This window comes from Micromonospora purpureochromogenes (assembly GCF_900091515.1).
Classification (GTDB): Bacteria; Actinomycetota; Actinomycetes; order Mycobacteriales; family Micromonosporaceae; genus Micromonospora; species Micromonospora purpureochromogenes.
Genome location: NZ_LT607410.1, coordinates 6,483,029 through 6,501,482, shown reverse-complemented (window position 1 = coordinate 6,501,482; position 18,454 = coordinate 6,483,029). Strand labels below are relative to the sequence as shown.

The window sequence follows — 18,454 nt, the reverse complement described above, 5'->3', positions numbered from 1 at the left end:
CGGAGCCCCCGGACGCACTTACCGAGAAAGAGTGGCTATTCCAGACGGAATAGCCACTCTTTCTCTGTAAGTGGGTGGGGCTGGGGTCAGAGGATGGTCCAGGTGTCGCCGGTGGCGAGGAGGCCGGCGAGCTGCTGCTCGGGGGTCTCGGTGACCTTCGCCTTGGCGGCGGCCACCTGCTCCTGTACCACGCTGTCGTAGGACGGGCGGTCGACCGAGCGGAACACGCCGATCGGGGTGTTGCGCAGGTCGAGTCCGGGCAGCCGGGACAGCGCGAAGGCGTACGCGGGGTCGTTGACTCCGGCGTCGTGCACCACGATCTCCTCGGCCGGGGTGGCCGCGGTCTCCCGGACCTCCAGCCCGAACCCGCCCGGCGGGTGGACGACGCAGAACTGCCCGTCCTTGCCGAACGTGATCGGCTGCCCGTGCTCCAGCCGGATCAGGTAGTCGTCCCGGGTGGCCGGCTCCTTGAGCTGGTCGAACGCGCCGTCGTTGAAGATGTTGCAGTTCTGGTAGATCTCCACGAACGCGGAACCCTGGTGCTGGGCGGCGGCCCGCAGCACCGACTGCAGGTGCTTGCGGTCCGAGTCGATGGTGCGGCCGACGAAGGTGGCCTCCGCGCCCAGCGCCAGCGACAGCGGGTTGAACGGGGCGTCCGCCGAGCCGACCGGGGTCGACTTGGTGATCTTGCCGACCTCGGAGGTCGGCGAGTACTGCCCCTTGGTCAGGCCGTAGATCCGGTTGTTGAACAGCAGGATCTTGAGGTTGACGTTGCGGCGCAGCGCGTGGATCAGGTGGTTGCCGCCGATCGACAGCGCGTCGCCGTCGCCGGTGACCACCCACACCGACAGGTCCGGCCGGGACACCGACAGGCCGGTGGCGATCGCCGGGGCGCGCCCGTGGATCGAGTGCATCCCGTAGGTGTTCATGTAGTACGGGAAGCGCGACGAGCAGCCGATCCCGGAGACGAAGACGGTGTTCTCCCGGGCGATGTTCAGCTCCGGCATGAACTGCTGGACGGCCGCCAGGATCGCGTAGTCACCGCAACCGGGGCACCAGCGCACCTCCTGGTCGGACTTGAAGTCCTTGGCGGTGAGCTTCAGGGCGACGGGCTCAGACATTCTTCAGGACCTCTTCCAGCGTCGTCTCCAGCTCGGCGGAGGTGAACGGCAGACCGCGGACCTGGTTGTAGCCGATCGCGTCGACCAGGTACTTGGCCCGGATCACGTGGGCGAGCTGGCCGAGGTTCATCTCGGGGATGACCACCCGGTCGTAGGAGCGCAGCACCTCGCCGAGGTTGGCGGGCATCGGTGCCAGGTGGCGCAGGTGCGCCTGCGCGATCGACAGGCCGCGCTGGCGCAGGGCCCGGCAGGCCGCTCCGATCGGCCCGTACGTCGAGCCCCAGCCGAGCACCAGCACCCGGGCGTCGCCGTCCGGGTCCTCCACCTCGACGTCCGGCACCGGGATCGTCTCGATCCGGGTCGCCCGGGTCCGCACCATGAAGTCGTGGTTCGCCGGGTCGTACGAGATGTCACCGGTCTTGTCGGCCTTCTCCAGGCCGCCGATGCGGTGCTCCAGCCCCGGCGTACCCGGGATGGCCCACGGCCGGGCCAGGGTCTCCGGGTCCCGCAGGTAGGGCAGGAACGTGGTGCCGTCCTCGCCGTTGGGCGTGGTGGCGAACTCGACCCGCAGGTCGGGCAGGGACTCCACGTCGGGCAGCAGCCACGGCTCGGAGCCGTTGGCGACGTAGTTGTCGGACAGCAGGATCACCGGGGTGCGGTAGGTCAGCGCGATCCGGGCCGCCTCCAGCGCCGCGTGGAAGCAGTCGGAGGGCGACTTCGGCGCGATCACCGCGACGGGGGCCTCACCGTGCCGGCCGTGCAGCGCGATGTTCAGGTCGGCCTGCTCGGTCTTGGTGGGCATGCCGGTGGACGGCCCGGCCCGCTGCACGTCGACGATGACCAGCGGCAGCTCCAGCGCCACCGCGAGGGAGATCGTCTCGCTCTTGAGTGCCACGCCCGGGCCGCTGGTCGTGGTGACGCCGAGCGAGCCGCCGTACGAGGCGCCCAGTGCGGCGCCGACCGCGGCGATCTCGTCCTCGGCCTGCATGGTGATCACGCCGAACCGCTTGTGCTTGCTCAGCTCGTGCAGGATGTCCGACGCCGGGGTGATCGGGTACGCCCCGAGGAACACCGGCAGCCCGGAGCGGACGCCGGCGGCCACCAGGCCGAGCGAGAGCGCCGCGTTGCCGGTGATGTTCCGGTAGGTGCCCGGCAGCATCTTGGCCGGCTTCACCTCGTAGCGGACGGAGAACGAGTCGGTGGTCTCGCCGAAGTTCCAGCCGGCCCGGAAGGCGGCCACGTTCGCGGCGACCAGTTCCGGACGGGCGGCGAACTTGCGCTCCAGGAAGCGCAGCGTCGACTCGTACGGCCGGGAGTACATCCAGGAGAGCAGGCCCAGCGCGAACATGTTCTTGGCCCGCTCGGCGTCCTTCTTGGACACTGCGAGCTCGGCGAGCGCGCCGACCGTCATCGAGGTCAGCGCCACCGGGTGCACCACGTAGCCGGCGAGCGAGTCGTCGTCCAGCGGGCTGGACTCGTAGCCCACCTTGGCCAGGTTGCGCCGGGTGAACTCGTCGGTGTTGACGATGATGTCCGCGCCGCGGGGCAGGTCGGCCAGGTTGGCCTTGAGCGCCGCCGGGTTCATCGCCACCAGCACGTTCGGCGCGTCGCCGGGGGTGAGGATGTCGTAGTCGGCGAAGTGCACCTGGAAGCTCGACACGCCGGGCAGCGTGCCGGCGGGCGCCCGGATCTCGGCCGGGAAGTTGGGCAACGTGGAGATGTCGTTGCCCAGCTGCGCCGTCTCCGAGGTGAACCGGTCGCCGGTCAACTGCATGCCGTCGCCGGAGTCACCGGCGAACCGGATGACCACCCGGTCCAGTTGACGGATCTGCTTGGTCACGCCTGCACCTCGCTTCGCTCAGCCCCGTCGCGCGGGCGGCTGAACCTGATGGTGACCCGGCCTTGCCCCGCCACGTGACCTCCTTGACGCGCCGCTGCGCCGATCCGCCCGTGGCTGGTCCGGCCCGCTGTCGTTTCTCAACCCAGAGCCTACGTCGCGCCGTTAGGGCATCCTTGGTGGAGGTCCGACGAGTGGGAACGAATCCGAAGGTTGTTCGTCCGGTTCTGGACCGTTTCGGGGTGACCGCCGTAATCGAGATCACCGCCGCCGACCCTTACCGGGCCGGCCGGTTCAGTCGGATGCCGGATTTGCCGACGGGTCCGGCACCGGTCCGCTCAGCCGGCGCCGCAACGAGGTGGTGGCCAGCGTGAGCGCCAGCACCACCAGCAGCCCGGAGACGGCGATCAGGGTGACCGCGATCCGCTGTGCCGAGCTCATCGCGCCCCCGTCGGAGGTCTGACCGGCCGCGGCGATCACGCCCTGCGAGCCGGTGGGAACCGGGGTCGCCGCCGGCGGGGTGGCCAGCGCCGCCGCCGCGGTGATCCGGAAGGTCATCTGCATCTGCCGGGTCCGGCCGGAGCGTGGGTCGAGTTGGGCGATCACCGCTCCGGCCAGCGGCGCCTCGCGCTGGGCCTGCGGGGTGGCGGCGACCGGCAGGCGCAGGGTGGCGGTACGGCCCGCCGCCACGGCCCCGACGTCGCAGCGGGTACGCGTCGGCGAGACCACCTCGCAACCGGGCGTGGCGAGCACGCTGACCCCGTCGGGCAGCGACACCTCGATCCGTCCCGCGGCGTCCACCCGGCCGGTGTTGCCCAGCCGGACGCCCAGTTCGGCCGGGCCGCCGCTGATGTCGAAGGCCACCTCGTCGGCGTCCAGGCTCATCCCGGACACCGGCGGGCCGGGCGGAAAGAGGACCGCGAACCCCTCGTTGTCCGCGGCCGTGGCCGTTCCAGGGCCGGACGCGGTGACCCGGACCGAGCCGCTGAGCGGCATCCTGCGCCACGCCCCGCCGTCGACCCGGACCCGGATCAGGCTGGTGAACTTCGCGCCCGGGGCGGCGGACCACTCGCCGCATCGCCAGTTGCCGCCGCCCACCGCGGCGCAGCCCGGGGTGCCCGCGTCGGTCAGCCCGACGGGCAGGGTGTAGGCGAGGTGGACCCGCTCGGCGAGCGTCCCGGTGTTGGCGACGGTCACCCGCAGCGTGGTGGTGGTGCTCCGGGCGTTCCAGTAGCCGGGGCCGAGCACGATGTCGCGGGTGGTGACCCGAACCCCGAGGCCGCCGGTGTCCTGCTGGCTCGGCGCGGGGTTGCCCGGGGGTACCGGCCGGTCGCCGCCACCCTGCGGCGGCGGGGCGGGCGCGGTGGTGGTCGGCGCGGTGGTGGTCGGGGCGGGGTCGCCGGGGGCGGTCGTCGTCGGGGTGGCCGTGGTCGGCTCGGGTGCCGGGGTGGTCGGGTCGGGGGGCAGCGTCGGCGGCGCGGTGGTCGGCAGCGGCTCGGTGGTGGTCGGCTCGACCGGCGGGGTGGTCTCGTCCGTCGGCTCACCACCCGGCGTCGTCGCGTCGGTCGCGGCGGTGGCCACCCGTAGCGCCGTTGGGGAGGCGGTGGCCAGGCCCGGCGCGGCCGCGAGCGCGACCGCCAGCCCGGTGGCCAGCGACGCCGCTACCAGCGAAGAGGTACGCCAGGCGAGCGCCCGCCAACCGGGGCGTACGTCCACGCGGGCCATCTGTCCTCCGTGACACTGGGTGAGCTTTCATTATTCGGTAACAATTGCCGGAGGGCACCAGTCCCACCGGGAAACAAATCCGTAACGTGTTCGGTACGCCTCCCGGGCCGGACGGGCAGGACCGATGGCCGGTAGGCTGACCCACCGTGACCGGTTACCTGGGCTCGTACGCGACGCTCGGGCTCCTCCTGCTCGCCAGCGCTCTCTTCTTCGTTACGGCGTTCTCGGCCAACCGGGTGTTACGTCCTGGCCGTCCGGCCGATCCCTGGGGCAAGCGGACCAGCTACGAGTGCGGTCTCGACCCGGTCGGCGGCGACTGGGCGCAGATGCAGATCCGCTACTACGTCTACGCGTACCTGTACGTCCTGTTCGCGGTCGAGGCGGTCTTTCTCTTCCCCTGGGCGCTGGTCTTCGACCGCCCCGGCTTCGGCCTGGTCACCGTCGCCGAGATGGGCATCTTCGTGGCCGTGGTGGCGCTCGGCATCCTCTACGCCTGGCGCAAGAACATCCTCCGCTGGACCTGACGCCCGCGCCGGTCAGGCCAGGCCGCGGCGGGTGAGCGTCGGGGGGCGATCGCCGCGGATCGAGGCGACCATGTCCAGCACCCGGCGGGTGGGGCGCACCTGGTGGGCGCGGAAGACCCGGGCACCGAGCCAGGCCGAGACGGCGGTCGCGGCGAGGGTGCCCTCCAGTCGTTCCGGCACCGGCAGGTCCAGCGTCTCGCCGATGAAGTCCTTGTTCGACAGGGCCACCAGCAGCGGCCAGCCGGTCCCGGTCAGCTCGTCGAGCCGGCGGGTGATCTCCAGCGAGTGCCGGGTGTTCTTGCCGAAGTCGTGCGCCGGGTCGATCAGGATGCCGTCGGGGCGTACCCCCAGGGCCACCGCGCGCTCGGCGAGCCCGGTCACCGTGGTGACCACGTCGGCGACCACGTCGTCGAAGGCGGCCCGGTGCGGCCGGGTACGCGGGGCGAGCCCGCCGGCGTGCGAGCAGACCAGCCCGGCCCCGGTCTTCGCGGCGACCCGGGCCAGCGCCGGGTCGGCGCCGGACCAGGTGTCGTTCAGCAGGTCCGCGCCGGCCGCCACCGCCTCCACCGCGACCTCGGCCCGCCAGGTGTCGATCGAGATCACCACGTCGGGGAAGGCGGCCCGGACGGCGGCGATGGTGTCCACCGTCCGCCGGATCTCCTCGGCGACGTCGACCTCGTCGCCCGGCCCGGCCTTCACCCCGCCGATGTCGATGATCTCCGCGCCCTCGGTCACCGCGGCCTCCACCGCGCGCAGCGCGCTGTCCTGGGCGAAGGTCGCGCCCCGGTCGAAGAACGAGTCGGGCGTGCGGTTGACGATCGCCATCACCACCAGCTCGCCCGGTGCGAACGTCCGCCCACCGAGCCGCAGCGCCCCGGCCATCCCGCCTCCCGCCCGTCGCCGGCCGGGTCGCCCGGCCGCTGACGACGCTATCCGGTCGGCCGGCGCACCGCCGGGCCGGGACGTCACCAGGGGATCCGGGGCGCTGCGGTGGTTGGGGTCGCTCGGGGGGCGGTCGCCGTGCCACGATCTGTCCATGGGTCAGGTTCTGCTCGTACTGGTCATCGCGTTGACCGTGGCGGCGGTGGTGTTCGGGGTGACGGTGCTGGTCTCCGGCCGGGACGCCGGCCTGGCGCCGGCCGAGCCGGACGGCCGGGCCGTGCCGCTGCCGGGCAGCCGCCCGCTGCGCGAGACGGACGTCGGCGAGGTCCGCTTCGACACCGCGCTGCGCGGCTACCGGATGGCCCAGGTCGACCAGGCGATGCGCCGGGCCGCCTACGACATCGGCTACAAGGCCGAGCTGATCGGCGTGCTGGAGGCCGAGGTCGCGGCGCTGCGCGAGGGTCGGCTGGCCGACGCCGACGCGCTGCGCCGGGCCCGCGAGGAGGCCGCCGGCGACGCCCCGGCCACCGACCCCGTCCCCGGGCACGCGGGCGCCGCCGCGACCCCGGCGAACGGGTCGACCGACGCCGCGCGTGACGGCGAGCTGAGCCCGGCGGCCCCGGACGGCGTCCGGCCGTTCGACACCGATCGGCCGGCGGCCGACGACGCCGACCGGCCGCTCGACCCGCCGGCCCTGCGCACCGCCGACGCCGGGGCCCCGCCCGAGGCGTCCGGCGACGCCGCGCCCGCCCTGCGTACCGCGGCCGTGGACACCGACCCCCGCTCCGACGGCACCGACTCCGATGCCGACCCGGCTGGCGGGCGGCCCGGCGACAGGGTCCGCTCGGAGTCGCTGTGACCGGCCCGGAGGGCGTGGACGGCCTGCGCGAGGCCGCCCAGCCCGGCGCCGGCGAGTTCACCGCCACGGTGATCGTGGACGCCCCCGCCCCCCGGGTCTTCGCCGCGCTCACCGACTGGGAGCGGCAGTCCGAGTGGATCCCGTTCACCAGGGTCCGTGTCGTCGAGGGCGACGGCGGGGAGGGCACCCTGGTCGAGGCGGTCACCGCGCTCGGGCCGGCGGTGCTGCGCGACGAGATGCGGGTGGTCCGGGTCGACGCGCCGTACGAGGTCGGCGTCGTGCACTGCGGCAAGCTGCTCCGCGGCCCCGGCGTGCTGCGCTGCACCCCGCTGGCCCGGGACCGCACCCAGGTGGTCTGGCACGAGTGGTTCCACCTGCCCGGCGGGCCGGCCGGCCGGGTGGCGTGGCCGCTGCTCTGGCCGGGTTCCAAGGCGGGCCTGACCCTGGCGCTGAAGCGTTTCGCCCGGCTGGTCGAGCAGGGCCGGCTGCCCTGACCCCACGGGGCTGTCGGGGCCAGGCCCTAGCCTGTACGCCGTGACTGACCTGGTGACCGGCCCCGACGGCCTGACCCGCTGCGCCTGGGGGTCGAGCACCCCGGACTACGCCGTCTACCACGACACCGAGTGGGGTCGGCCGCTGCGCGGCGACGACGCGCTCTACGAGCGGCTGACGCTGGAGGCGTTCCAGTCCGGCCTGTCCTGGCTGACCATCCTGCGCAAGCGGCCGGCGTTCCGGCTGGCCTTCGACGAGTTCCGGATCGAGCGGATCGCCGGTTACGGCGAGGCCGACGTGGCCCGGCTGCTCGCCGACGCGGGGATCGTCCGTAACCGCGCCAAGATCGAGGCGGCGATCGCCAACGCGCGGGCCGCGCTGGAGCTGCCCGACGGGCTCTCCGCGCTGCTCTGGTCGTACGCGCCGCCGCCCCGGGCCGCCCGGCCGGAGTCGTTCGCCGAGGTACCCGCCCTGACGCCGGAGTCCACCGCGATGGCCAAGGCGCTCAAGAAGAGCGGCTTCCGCTTCGTCGGCCCCACCACCGCGTACGCGCTGATGCAGGCCACCGGCATGGTCGACGACCACCTGGCCGGCTGCCACGTGGCCGCCGCCCGGGTGGCCCGTGATGAGATGGGGGCATGACCGCCACCGACCACCGCGCCAGCGGGACGACCGACGTCGACGGGCCGGCTCAGGGCGCCTGGGCGGTGCTCCTGCCGGCCGGCCGGTACGACGCCGAACGCCTCGTCCACCACGACACCCTGGAGCTGTCCGTCCCGGTCGGGGAGTCCCGGCCGCGCCCCGGTGACCCGGTGGCGGTGCTGGTGCCGGAGCCGCCCCGGCTGGTGGCCCTGGGCCGGGTCGCCCGCGCGGGCGCGGAGTCGCTGGTGGTGACGTACACCCGGCGGGCCTTCGACGAGCCGGCCCCGGCCGAGCAGGTGCCGGTCGACGGGCCGGTCACCCCGCTCGACGCCGGGGTCTACCGCGAGCTGGCCGACCGGCTCGGCCCGCCGCCGCTGCGCCGCACCTGGCTGGTCAGCCTGGACCTCCCGATCGAGGCGGACTCCCGGGCCGAGGCGGTCCGGATCTTCTGGTCGTACGTGCAGGAGCTGGGCCCGGCCGAGCTGCCCGCGTTCGTCTCCCCGTCCGGCGACGAGTTGGCCATGCAGGCGTTCGTGCTGGGCGCCGAGGCGAACCAGGACCCGGAGGAGGACGACTGACCTGCTCCGGGTGAGCGCCGGCCGGCCCGGGCGGACCGGGCCGGCGTGGCACCGTCAGTGGCCCTCGAAGACCGGCTTGCGCTTCTCCACGAACGCCATCGTGGCGGCCTTGTGGTCGGCGGTGGCGCCGCAGATCGCCTGGGCCTGCGCCTCGGCGGCGAGGGCGTCGGCGAGGGTGCCCGCGTCGGCGATGGAGAGCTGGCGCTTGATCGCCGCGTACGCGACGGTCGGGCCGGCGGCGAGCCGGGCGGCCAGCTCCTGCGCGGTCGGCAGCACCAGCTCGTCGTCCTCGACCAGCTTGTTCAGCAGGCCCAGCCGGCAGGCCTCCTCGGCACCGACCGGCTCGGCGAGCATCAGCAGCTCGACGGCCTTGGCGTGGCCGACCAGCCGGGGCAGCGTCCAGGAGGCCCCGGTGTCGGCGGCCAGCCCCACCCCGGCGAACGCCATCAGGAACTTGGTCTTCGGGCCGCCGACCCGGAAGTCGGCGAGGAAGGCCAGCGAGGCGCCCGCCCCGGCCGCCATCCCGCGCACCGCGGCCACCACCGGCTTGGGGAGGCTGGCCAGCCGGGCGGCGATCGGGTTGTAGTGCGCCCGCACGGTGTCCAGCGGGTTCGTGGTGGTCGACTGGAGGGTCTGCACGTGCTCGCGCAGGTCCTGGCCGGCGCTGAACTGCCCGCCCGCGCCGGCCAGCACCACGGCCCGGCAGGAACGGTCGGCCTCCAGCTCGGCCAGGGTGTCCCGGAGCGCCTCCTTGAGCGCCACGTCGAGCGAGTTCATCGCCGTGGGGCGGTTCAGCGTCAGGGTGACCACGGCGTCGGTGCGGTCGACGAGCAGCGGCTCGGTCACGTTTCTAACGACCCTTCTGTCGGGCGATGCGGTTGCTGGCGTCGAGGCAGTGCTCGACGTACCGGTCGGCGGCCGGCCGCAGCCGGGCCGCGTGCCGGTCGAAGAAGCTGGCCGCGGCGGTGCCGGGCCAGCGCTCCGGGAGCAGCGCCGGGGGCAGCTGCGGGTCCCGGAAGAGGAAGGTACGCCACGCGTGCACCAGCCGGAACCGGGCCGCGTACGCCTCCTCGTCGCCGCTGCGCACGGTCACCCCGGACAGCAGCGGCCGCTGCTCGGCGACGAACCGCTCGTACGCGTGCCCGATCTCGGTGAGGTCCCACGCCCGGCGGACCACCCCCATCGCGCCCGGCGTGCCGGCGGCGTGCGCGGCGGTGAACCGCTCGTAGCGCACGCCCGCCTCCTCCAGGAGCAGGTCCACGTCCTCGCTCGCCCGGGTGGCCACCCAGGTGTGCTCGTCGAGGGTGCCGTAGCCCAGGAAGGCCAGGTTGGCGGCGAGGCGCTGCCGGTCCCGCCGGGCCGTCGGGGTCTGGAGCACCAGGAGGTCGAACCGGCCGTCCCAGGTGACCCGGCCGGTGCGGTAGATCCGGGCGCCCGCCTCGTCGAGTCGCCGGGCGGCCTTCGGTGTGATCGAATATCCCGGTCCGGTGGCCAGCCGGAGCGGGTCCAGCCAGCCCTGGCGAACCATCCGGGAGACCGCGGTGCGCACGGCCGGAGGAGCGATCCCGAGCGGCGCCAGTAGCTTGACCAGGGCGGCGACCGGTGCACGGCCACCCCTCGGTCGGAGGTAGTCGCCGTACAGGTCGAAGAGTGCCGACCGTGCCTGCATGACCGCACATTGTGACAGGCCTTCTCAAGATACGCTAGATGCTGTTACATCAATGCTGCTCCGGTTTGGGTCCGGCGGTGTTCATCAGGGAAAATCGTTGGTCGACACCTCCGCGCACGTTGCGGGTGGTCGTGACGAAGTGGCTGTGGGGCAACCCACCGACCCTGATACAGGTCTGAGGGGAGACAACATGGCGGCGATGAAGCCGCGGACGGGCGACGGTCCGCTGGAAGTCACCAAGGAGGGCCGGGGCATCGTCATGCGGGTCCCGCTGGAGGGCGGTGGCCGGCTCGTCGTCGAGATGACTCCCGACGAGGCCAATGCACTCGGTGACGCCCTGAAGGCGGCCGCCGGCTGATCGACCGACAGGCCGCGCGGCGACGCGCGGGCGGTCCGTCGTATCCCTGAGCCACCGGCCACGGCCGGTGGCTCAGGGTCTTCGCCTGTGTTCGCGGGTGGCCAGGCCCCGCACCACGATCCTTTCTCGGAGGTACGGTCCAGCGTGCTCGCCATCCGCCTGACAGCCGGTCCGGACCGGCTCGACACTCTCGTCCTGCCCGTCCGCGCCGCGGCCGACACCGACGGGGGCGACACCCCGGCGACGCTGGCCCCGACCGGGCCGGCCCTGCCCGACGAGGTGCTGGCGGAGGCGACCGCCCTGCTGCCGGCGACCCGGCTGACCGGCCGGGCCGGCGAGACGTACGCGCACCTGCGCCCGGCCCGCACCCCGGCCCGGCTGCTGCTGCTCGGCATCGGCGACGGCGCCGACCGGGCCTGGCGGACCGCCGGGGCGGCGTTGACCCGCGCCGGCAAGGATGAGACGCATATCACGTTTTCGGTGCCGCCCGGCACCGGCGCGGAGGCGGTCCGCGCCCTCGTCGAGGGGCTGCTGCTCGCCTCCTACCGGTTCCGGATGACCGAGGCCGGCGAGTCGCCCGCGCTGACCGGGGTGGACCTGCTGGTCGATGACCCGGACGCGTACCGCGACGCGGTCGAGGTGGCCGAGACCACCGCCCGGATGACCCGGCTCGCCCGGGACCTCACCAACACCCCGTCCTCGGTGAAGAACCCGCAGTGGTTCGTCGCGCAGGTCGAGGCCGCCGCGGCCGACCAGCCCGACCTGCACCTGCGGGTACGCGGGCCCGAGGAACTGGCCGCCGAGGGCTTCGGAGGCATCCTCGCCGTCGGCGGCGGCTCGGCGAGCACCCCTCGCCTGGTGGAGCTGGACTGGCGGCCCGCCGACGCCCGTACCCACGTGGTGCTGGTCGGCAAGGGGATCACCTTCGACACCGGCGGCATCTCGATCAAGCCGGTGCCGGCGATGAAGCTGATGCGCAAGGACATGGCCGGCGCGGCCGCGGTGGTCGCGGCGACGCTGGGCGCGGCCGCGCTGCGGCTGCCGGTGCGGATCACCACGCTCGCTCCGCTGGCGGAGAACATGGTCAGCGGGTCCGCGTTCCGTCCCGGCGACATCGTCCGCCACTACGGCGGCCTGACCAGCGAGACCACCAACTCCGACGCCGAGGGCCGGCTGGTCCTCGCCGACGCGCTGGCGTACGCGGTCCGGGAGCTCCAGCCGGACCTGCTGATCGACCTGGCCACCCTGACCGGCGCCAACGCGGTCGCGCTCGGCAAGCGCACCGGCGCCCTCTACAGCGAGAACGACCAGCTCGCCGCCGACCTGCTGGCCGCCGTCGACGCCGCCGGCGAGGCCGCCTGGCGGATGCCGCTGGCCGCCGGCTACGTCGAGCACCTCGGCAGTGACCTGGCGGACCTGCACAGCTCGCCCGCCGTCGGCGCCGGCTCGGTGACCGCCGCGCTCTACCTGCGCGAGTTCACCGACGACCTGCGCGACCGGTGGCTGCACATCGACATGTCCGCGCCGTCCTGGGCCGACGGCGACGACGCCGAACTGACCCGGGGCGCGACCGGCTGGGGCGTACGCGGGCTGCTGCGCTGGCTGGCGACGCTGGACTGAGCCGGCGGTCCCGGCCGGCGCGCGGCTGACGCCGGGCCGGGCGGTCGGCGGCGGGTCAGCACTTCACGGCGGCGAGCAGGCCGTGCCCCACCGGCAGCAGCGCCGGGATCCAGTGCTCGGACTCCCGGAGCGCCTTGATCGTCTCCCGGACGGTCACCGTCTCGGCGTCCCGCGCGGCCGGGTCGCCGATCCGGCCGCCGGCCAGGGTGCCGTTGAGGGCCAGCACACCGCCGGGTCGCAGCAGCCGCAGCGCGGCGTCGACGTACGCGGCGAAGCCGGTCGCCTCGGCGTCGACGAAGACCAGGTCGTACGCGCCGTCCGCGAGCCGGGGCAGCACGTCCAGCGCCCGGCCGGTGATGATCCGGGTACGCCCCGACGGGAAGCCGGCCTCGACGAAGATGCGCCGGGCGATCCGCTGGTGCTCGACCTCCAGGTCGATGGTGGTGAGCACGCCGTCGGCCCGCATCCCGCGCAGCAGCCAGACGCCGCTGACCCCGGTGCCGGTGCCGATCTCCACCACCGCCCGGGCGTTGCCGGCGGCGGCGAGCAGGCGCAGCGCCGCCCCGGCCCCGGGCGTCACCGCGTCGAGGCCCACCTCCCGGGCGAGGCTGCGGGCGGTCCGCAGCACGAGGTCCTCGCCGACGTACGACTCGGCGAACTGCAACGCCTGTGCCGTCGGAGTGCCGGAATTGGCGACCGTGGCGATGAGACACCTCCGGGCGGCGGGAGTGGTGCGGGGGGCGGGTTGGCGGTATGAGCCTAGAGGCGAGCCTTCCGGCGCGCAGCCGCGCCGTCCGCCGTCGACGATCACGCCCGGCAAGAGCTGATGCCATCCGGCTCATCCGTGCAATCCTGGAAGCGGTATCCCTCGTTTCGCGACGGCCGCCGCACCACGCGGCACGGGGGGTCCGGGGACGGACTGGGAGGCACCGACGTGACCGACGGCTGGGACTGGCGCCAGCCCGGTGGGACTCCGGCATCGGCGGGACCGCCGGCCGGGGCGACGCCGGTGGGGCCGCCTACGGCGCCGCACGGCGCCCCGGGCGGGACGACATCGCCCTGGTGGTCCGACGCGTTGGCCGACCCGTGGCGTGACCCGTACGCGCCCGCCGCCGTGGTCATTCCGGGCGCGCCCGATGCCGGGGCCGCGCCGGAACCGGTCAGCGACCCGGACGCCCCCGGCCGCCCGAGACTGCGCCAGCTGTTGCTCGTCCCGCTGATCACCGCGCTGCTCGCCGGGTCGCTCGGCGGAGCCCTCGGGTACGCCTTCGCGGTCCGCGGCGGGGCCGGTGGCGGGGTGGCGCTCGGCGCCCGACCGGCCGAGGCGCCGGGCCTGGCCCAGCGTCGCCCCGAGTCGCTGGCCGGGGTCGCCGAGAAGGTCCTGCCCAGCGTGGTGACCGTCCGGGTGGCCAGCCTGGGCGGGGTCAGCGAGGGCTCGGGCTTCATCGTCAGCGCCGACGGGCACGTGATCACCAACGACCACGTGGTCTCCGGCGGCACCGGCCGGGCCTCGGTGGTCTTCAACGATGGCAGCACCGCGCCGGCCACAGTCGTCGGCCAGGACCCGGAGTCGGACATCGCGGTGATCAAGGTCAGCCGCACCGGGCTGCGCCCGGTGGAGTTCGGCGACTCCGACGCGCTGGCGGTCGGCGACCCGGTGCTCGCCATCGGCTCGCCGCTCTCGCTGGCCAACACCGTCACCGCCGGCATCGTCAGCGCCCTGGACCGCACCATGCAGGCCGGGGAGCCCGGCGGCCCGGTCCGTTACTACGCGGCGATCCAGACCGACGCGGCGGTAAACCACGGCAACTCCGGCGGCCCGCTGGTCGACTCGGCCGGCCGGGTGATCGGGGTCAACTCCACGATCAAGTCACTGGTGGCCGAGGGGCAGGAGGCGGGCAACATCGGCCTCGCCTTCGCCATCCCGATCAACCAGGCCAAGCGGATCACGCAGGACATCATCGGCACCGGCAAGGCCCGCCGTACGGTGATCGGCGCGCAGGTGGGCGGCGCCGGCGCCGGCACCGCCACCGGCGGCGCGGGCGTACGGCTGGCGGCGGTGGAGCCGTCCGGGCCGGCGGCCGGCGCGGGGCTGAAGGCCGGGGACGTGATCCTCAAGCTGAACGGCCGCCCGATGACCGAGCCGATCGACCTGATCGCGCTGGTACGCAAGTTCGCGCCGGGATCCGTGGTGACGGTGGAGTACCGGCGGGGGTCGTCCCGGCAGAACACCTCGGTGACGCTCGCCGCAGACGCCAAGTGAGGACCGGTCACCCCCTCCCGGCCGGGCCCTCGACGTGCGTAGTCTTGCCTTGACGCCGACGAGGAGGCCCAGCAGTGCTCGACAACCTGAACTGGTGGGAGATCGGTGCGCTGCTGCTCCTGGCGCTGCTGATCTTCGGTGACCGGCTGCCCAACGTCATCAACGACGGCCTGCGGATGGTCCGCAACCTGCGCGGCATGGCCCGCAACGCGACCGGTGACCTGAGCCGCGAGCTGGGCACCGACATCCAGCTGGAGGACCTGCACCCCAAGGCGTTCATCCGCAAGCACCTGCTCAGCGAAGAGGACGAGCAGGCGATCCGGAAGCCGTTGCAGGGTGTCTACGACAACCTGCGGGCGGACGTGACCGGCGTGCACAACGAGCTCAAGGACGTCGCCGACGCCGCCGACCCGCGCGGCAGGGGCGGCCGCAAGGCCACCGCCACGGGCGGCGCGCCCGCCCCGGCCCCCCGCCCGAGCTACGACGACGCCACCTGACGCCTCCCGCACTCCCCACCTGACCGCACCCGCACCACGCCCCCGTCGCACGCGCTTCGCGCGCCCGCCCCCAGGCAAGGCGCTGAGCGCGCACCCGCGCTGAGCGCGCAGAGCGCGGAGATCCGCCCAGAGCGCGCAAATACAGAGAAAGAGTGGCCTCCCGAGCGCGGAAGGCCACTCTTTCTCTGTATTTGCGCGAATCTTGGGGGCGCGCGGAGCGTGGGGGTGGGGCGGGGTCAGCGGCCGGCGGGCTTGAGGCCGAGGGGCTTGCCGAGGAGGGACTCGCGGCGGACGGCGAGGCGGTCGGCGATCTGGGCCAGCGCCTTGGAGGCCGGGGCGTCCGGCTCGGCCAGCACGATCGGGTTGCCGGCGTCGCCGCCCTCGCGTACCCGGGTGTCGAGCGGGATCTGACCCAGCAGCGGCACCTGCGCGCCGATCGTCCGGCTCAGCGACTCGGCCACGGCCTGGCCGCCACCGGCGCCGAAGACCTCCATCCGCGAGCCGTCGGGCAGCTCCAGCCAGGCCATGTTCTCGATGACCCCGACCACCCGCTGGTGGGTCTGCAGGGCGATCGCGCCGGCCCGCTCGGCGACCTCGGCGGCCGCGGCCTGCGGCGTGGTCACCACCAGGATCTCGGCGTTCGGCAGCAGCTGGGCCACCGAGATGGCGATGTCGCCGGTGCCCGGGGGCAGGTCGAGCAGGAGCACGTCCAGATCGCCCCAGTAGACGTCGCCGAGGAACTGCTGGAGCGCCCGGTGCAGCATCGGGCCGCGCCACACCACGGCGGCGTTGCCGGGGGTGAACATGCCGATCGAGATCACCTTCACGCCGTGCGCCTGCGGCGGCATGATCATGTCCTCGACCCGGGTCGGGCGGCCGTCCGCGCCGAGCATCCGGGGCACCGAGTGGCCGTAGATGTCCGCGTCGACCACGCCGACCGAGAGGCCCCGGGCGGCCAGCGCGGCGGCCAGGTTGACCGTCACGCTCGACTTGCCGACGCCACCCTTGCCGCTGGCCACCGCGTACACCCGGGTCCGGGAGCCGGGCTGGGCGAACGGGATCACCGGCTCCTCGGTGGCGTTGCCGCCGCGCAGCTTCGACTGGAGTTCCTGGCGCTGCTCGGGGCTCATCACGCCGAACTCGATCTCGACGCCCGTCACGCCGGGGACCGCCCCCACGGCGGCGGTGATGTCGGAGCGCAGCTTGTCCTTCAGCGGGCAGCCGGCGACGGTGAGCAGCAGCTCGACGCGTACGACGCCGTCGTCGCCGACCACGGCGGAGCGGACCATGCCGAGGTCCGTGATCGGGCGGCGGATCTCCGGGTCGTTGACGGTGGCCAGGGCGGCCTGGATCGCGTCGGAGATGGTGCTGACGGGAGCTGACATGCCCGCAATGCTACGTCGGCGGTGATCCGTCGCCGCCGCCAGCGGGGCCGGTGTGAGCGAATCGATGGCCCTTCGAACGGGCCCGGCCCCCGTCGTCAGCCCTCCGGCCGGCCGCCGCGGGCGTAATCGCCGTCCAGGTCGTCGCGGGGCTCGTCGAGGCCGTCGCCGCCCCGCCGGACGGCCTTCTCCTGCTGCCGGCGTTCCAGTTTCTGCCGGCGCTGGGCCGCCTCGTCCAGCTCCTCGGCCAGCCGGGCCAGCTCGGAGCGGAGGAAGTCCCGGGTGGCCACCTCACCCATGGCGATCCGCAGCGCGGCGATCTCCCGGGTCAGGTACTCCGTGTCGGCCTTCTGCAGGGTGGCCCGCCGCCGGTCCTCCTCCAGCGCCACCCGGTCCCGGTCGGCCTGTCGGTTCTGCGCGAGCAGGATCAGCGGGGCCGCGTACGACGCCTGCAACGACAGGATCAGGGTGAGGAAGGTGAAGGTGTACGGGTCGAAGCGCAGGTGCGCCGGCGCCAGGGTGTTCCAGCCGAACCAGAGCGCGATGACCACCGTCATGTAGACGATGAAGTTCGCGGTGCCCATGCCCCGGGCGATCCCCTCGGACCACCGGCCGAAGGCCTCCGGGTCGAACCGGGGCAGCTTGACGCCCCGGGGCTCGCGCGGCTGGTCCAGTCGCTCGGCCCGTCGCTGGTCAGCCATCAGCGCCGTCCGTCCCCTCGGCGGGGCTCGGGGCCGGTACGGCGTCCCGGTCCCGCCAGTCGCGCGGCAGCGAGTGGTCGAGCACGTCGTCGACCGTGACCGCGCCGACCAGCCGGTTGTTGCGGTCCACCACGGGCATCGCGACCAGGTCGTAGGTGGCCATCCGGCGGGTGATCTCCGGCAGGGGGGTGGTCGGCCGCAGCGGGTCGATGTCGTTGACCACCACCCCGCCGAGCATCTCCGCCGGCGGCTCCCGGAGCAGCCGCTGGAAGTGCACCATGCCCAGGTAGCGGCCGGTGGGCGTGGTCATCGGCGCGCGGGCCACGAACACCTGGGCCGCGACGGCCGGGGAAAGCTGCTCCTCCCGGATCCGGGCGAGCGCCTCCGCGACGGTGGCGTCCGGCGGCAGGATCACCGGCTCGGAGGTCATCACGCTGCCCGCCGTACCGGAGGCGTAGCGCAGCAGCTGGCGGACCGGGTCGGCCTCGTTCGGCTCCATCAGGTCCAGCAGCACGTCCTGCTCCGGCGGCGGCAGCTCGTTGAGCAGGTCGGCGGCGTCGTCCGGGTCCATCTCCTCCAGCACGTCGGCGGCCCGTTCCCGGTCCAGCGCGGCGAGGATCTCCACCTGGTCGTGCTCGGGCAGCTCGCTGAGCACGTCGGCGAGGCGTTCGTCGTCCAGCGCCGCCGCGACCTCGTTGCGCCGCGCGTCGGGCAGGTCCTGCAGGGCGTTGGCCAGGTCGGCCGGGCGCATGTCCTCCAGCACGGCGAGCAGGTTGGCCGTACCCCGGTTGGCGGCGATGCCGCTCAGCCCGCGGACCCGGTCCCACTCGACCTGGTGCAGGTGGCCACGGCGGGTGAGCCGGCCGGTCTGCTCGCGGACGGCGACCCGGGACAGCGACCACTCGCCACCCCGGCTGCACTCCATCGCCACGTCGACCACCGCGCCCGGCTGGCCGCCCGGTTCGAGCTGGACCCGCCGGTCCAACAGCTCCTGGAGCACCAGCAGCTCGTTGGGGCGCTTCTCGAAGCGGCGCAGGTTGAGGGTGCCGCTGCCGAGCACCACCGCGTCCGCGTCGATGGAGGTGATCCGGTTGATGGACAGGAAGATCCGCCGGCGCATCGGCATCTCGGCGACCAGGCCCACCACCTCGGGGGGACGTTGGGTCGGCCGGATCCGGGCCACCGCGTCACGCACCCGGCCCACCTGGTCACCGTTCGGGTCGAAGACGGCGACTCCGGCGAGTCGGGCGATGTAGACCCGGTTCGGCGTGCTCACGGGCACCAGCCTAAGCGCCTAGTGTTTA

At 73.9% G+C, this 18,454-nt stretch carries 19 protein-coding genes; 9 read left to right on the top strand and 10 right to left on the bottom strand.

Annotation, left to right across the window (positions count from 1 at the left end; genetic code table 11):
• Positions 1–86 precede the first annotated feature (86 nt).
• From GA0074696_RS29685 to GA0074696_RS29675, 3 genes are all read right to left on the bottom strand, one after another.
• Positions 87–1,121: a 2-oxoacid:ferredoxin oxidoreductase subunit beta gene (locus GA0074696_RS29685; protein ID WP_088964140.1), complete on the bottom strand. Its 1,035-nt coding sequence runs from the start codon at positions 1,119–1,121 to the stop codon at positions 87–89.
• The gene (locus GA0074696_RS29680) at positions 1,114–2,961 is read right to left on the bottom strand and encodes a 2-oxoacid:acceptor oxidoreductase subunit alpha (RefSeq protein WP_088964139.1); all 1,848 of its coding nucleotides are present in this window, start codon (positions 2,959–2,961) and stop codon (positions 1,114–1,116) included. The genes GA0074696_RS29685 and GA0074696_RS29680 overlap by 8 nt, the downstream gene beginning before the upstream one ends.
• A 291-nt stretch (positions 2,962–3,252) precedes the next feature.
• A complete protein-coding gene (locus tag GA0074696_RS29675; protein ID WP_088964138.1) occupies positions 3,253–4,683 on the bottom strand; it encodes a hypothetical protein in 1,431 nt (476 codons plus the stop codon).
• A gap of 146 nt (positions 4,684–4,829) precedes the next feature.
• On the opposite strand from GA0074696_RS29675, the gene ndhC reads away from it, so the two are divergent.
• Positions 4,830–5,207: an NADH-quinone oxidoreductase subunit A gene (ndhC, locus tag GA0074696_RS29670; protein WP_088964137.1), complete on the top strand. Its 378-nt coding sequence runs from the start codon at positions 4,830–4,832 to the stop codon at positions 5,205–5,207.
• A gap of 12 nt (positions 5,208–5,219) precedes the next feature.
• Here ndhC and folP read toward each other — a convergent pair whose 3' ends face one another.
• Entirely contained in the window at positions 5,220–6,089 is an 870-nt protein-coding gene (folP, locus tag GA0074696_RS29665; RefSeq protein ID WP_088964136.1) for a dihydropteroate synthase, read from the bottom strand.
• Between the two features lie 154 nt (positions 6,090–6,243).
• On the opposite strand from folP, the gene GA0074696_RS29660 reads away from it, so the two are divergent.
• The 4 genes from GA0074696_RS29660 to GA0074696_RS29645 are packed head-to-tail and all read left to right on the top strand — an operon-like array spanning position 6,244 to position 8,660.
• Positions 6,244–6,948, top strand: a complete 705-nt coding sequence (locus GA0074696_RS29660) for a DivIVA domain-containing protein (RefSeq protein ID WP_088964135.1) — start codon at positions 6,244–6,246, stop codon at positions 6,946–6,948.
• Positions 6,945–7,442 (top strand): SRPBCC family protein, encoded by a 498-nt coding sequence (locus tag GA0074696_RS29655; RefSeq protein WP_088964134.1) that lies wholly within the window; start codon positions 6,945–6,947, stop codon positions 7,440–7,442. Before GA0074696_RS29660 ends, GA0074696_RS29655 begins: the two co-directional genes overlap by 4 nt.
• 40 nt (positions 7,443–7,482) lie before the next feature.
• Positions 7,483–8,082 (top strand): DNA-3-methyladenine glycosylase I, encoded by a 600-nt coding sequence (locus GA0074696_RS29650; protein ID WP_088964133.1) that lies wholly within the window; start codon positions 7,483–7,485, stop codon positions 8,080–8,082.
• The gene (locus GA0074696_RS29645; RefSeq protein WP_088964132.1) at positions 8,079–8,660 is read left to right on the top strand and encodes a hypothetical protein; all 582 of its coding nucleotides are present in this window, start codon (positions 8,079–8,081) and stop codon (positions 8,658–8,660) included. Before GA0074696_RS29650 ends, GA0074696_RS29645 begins: the two co-directional genes overlap by 4 nt.
• Before the next feature lie 54 nt (positions 8,661–8,714).
• On the opposite strand, the gene GA0074696_RS29640 is transcribed toward GA0074696_RS29645, so the two are convergent.
• Together GA0074696_RS29640 and GA0074696_RS29635 are read right to left on the bottom strand one after the other, a co-directional pair.
• Entirely contained in the window at positions 8,715–9,506 is a 792-nt protein-coding gene (locus GA0074696_RS29640) for an enoyl-CoA hydratase/isomerase family protein (RefSeq protein ID WP_088964131.1), read from the bottom strand.
• 4 nt (positions 9,507–9,510) lie between these two features.
• Positions 9,511–10,329, bottom strand: a complete 819-nt coding sequence (locus GA0074696_RS29635) for a PaaX family transcriptional regulator (RefSeq protein WP_088964130.1) — start codon at positions 10,327–10,329, stop codon at positions 9,511–9,513.
• A 190-nt stretch (positions 10,330–10,519) separates the two neighbouring features.
• Between GA0074696_RS29635 and GA0074696_RS29630 the strand changes: the two genes are divergently transcribed.
• Both GA0074696_RS29630 and GA0074696_RS29625 read left to right on the top strand, forming a co-directional pair.
• Positions 10,520–10,687 carry a DUF3117 domain-containing protein gene (locus GA0074696_RS29630; RefSeq protein ID WP_007455245.1) on the top strand — a complete coding sequence of 56 codons (168 nt, stop codon included), beginning with the start codon at positions 10,520–10,522 and terminating at the stop codon, positions 10,685–10,687.
• Positions 10,688–10,831: 144 nt separating this feature from the next.
• Positions 10,832–12,307, top strand: coding sequence for a leucyl aminopeptidase family protein (locus GA0074696_RS29625; protein ID WP_088964129.1), 1,476 nt, complete (start codon positions 10,832–10,834; stop codon positions 12,305–12,307).
• 55 nt (positions 12,308–12,362) lie between these two features.
• Here the strand turns inward: GA0074696_RS29625 and GA0074696_RS29620 are convergent, their stop codons facing one another.
• Positions 12,363–12,971, bottom strand: a complete 609-nt coding sequence (locus GA0074696_RS29620; protein WP_172894507.1) for an O-methyltransferase — start codon at positions 12,969–12,971, stop codon at positions 12,363–12,365.
• Positions 12,972–13,226: 255 nt separating this feature from the next.
• Between GA0074696_RS29620 and GA0074696_RS29615 the strand changes: the two genes are divergently transcribed.
• Both GA0074696_RS29615 and GA0074696_RS29610 read left to right on the top strand, forming a co-directional pair.
• The gene (locus tag GA0074696_RS29615) at positions 13,227–14,570 is read left to right on the top strand and encodes a S1C family serine protease (RefSeq protein WP_172894773.1); all 1,344 of its coding nucleotides are present in this window, start codon (positions 13,227–13,229) and stop codon (positions 14,568–14,570) included.
• Between the two features lie 74 nt (positions 14,571–14,644).
• The gene (locus GA0074696_RS29610; RefSeq protein ID WP_088964127.1) at positions 14,645–15,067 is read left to right on the top strand and encodes a Sec-independent protein translocase family protein; all 423 of its coding nucleotides are present in this window, start codon (positions 14,645–14,647) and stop codon (positions 15,065–15,067) included.
• A 236-nt stretch (positions 15,068–15,303) separates the two neighbouring features.
• Here GA0074696_RS29610 and GA0074696_RS29605 read toward each other — a convergent pair whose 3' ends face one another.
• From GA0074696_RS29605 to GA0074696_RS29595, 3 genes are all read right to left on the bottom strand, one after another.
• A complete protein-coding gene (locus GA0074696_RS29605) occupies positions 15,304–16,452 on the bottom strand; it encodes an Mrp/NBP35 family ATP-binding protein (RefSeq protein ID WP_088964126.1) in 1,149 nt (382 codons plus the stop codon).
• A gap of 95 nt (positions 16,453–16,547) precedes the next feature.
• A complete protein-coding gene (locus GA0074696_RS29600; protein WP_088964125.1) occupies positions 16,548–17,150 on the bottom strand; it encodes a DUF1003 domain-containing protein in 603 nt (200 codons plus the stop codon).
• Positions 17,143–18,426, bottom strand: coding sequence for a magnesium transporter MgtE N-terminal domain-containing protein (locus GA0074696_RS29595; protein ID WP_088964891.1), 1,284 nt, complete (start codon positions 18,424–18,426; stop codon positions 17,143–17,145). The genes GA0074696_RS29600 and GA0074696_RS29595 overlap by 8 nt, the downstream gene beginning before the upstream one ends.
• Between the last annotated feature and the right edge of the window lie 28 nt (positions 18,427–18,454).